The sequence below is a fragment of the Streptomyces katrae genome, from assembly GCF_000966975.1.
GTDB classification, from domain to species: domain Bacteria; phylum Actinomycetota; class Actinomycetes; order Streptomycetales; family Streptomycetaceae; genus Streptomyces; species Streptomyces katrae.
Genome location: NZ_JZWV01001760.1, coordinates 1 through 355 on the forward strand (window position 1 = coordinate 1; position 355 = coordinate 355).

1 pseudogene is annotated in these 355 nt (G+C 67.9%); it reads left to right on the forward strand.

The features are described 5' to 3' along the window. A pseudogene (locus tag VR44_RS40480) lies at nucleotides 1-303 on the forward strand (ParA family protein); the annotation flags it as partial. Nucleotides 304-355: the final 52 nt, after the last annotated feature.

Sequence of the window (355 nt, forward strand, 5' to 3'; positions counted from 1 at the left end):
GAGGACTCCTCGGCCGACGCCTACGACCTCCTCACCTCCCAGATCAACGACCTGCGCGACGACCTCAGCCTGGACATCGACTACCTCGGCCTCGTCGTGACCCTCTACGACGGCCGCCGCGGCTACATCGCCACCAGCTCCCTCCAGGCCTGGATGGACATAAAGGATCCCCGGGTCGTGGCGATCGTCCCCGACCTCAAGGAACAGCGCGAGTCCGTCCGTCTGAAGCAGCCCCTCTTCGTCTACGCCCCCAACGGCGACCAGGCCGTCGCCCTGCGCGCACTCGCCCGGGAGATCTCATGAGCAGCAAGGCCGACAAGCTCGGCGTCTCGGCGTCCTTCGCACGGGCCCAGCC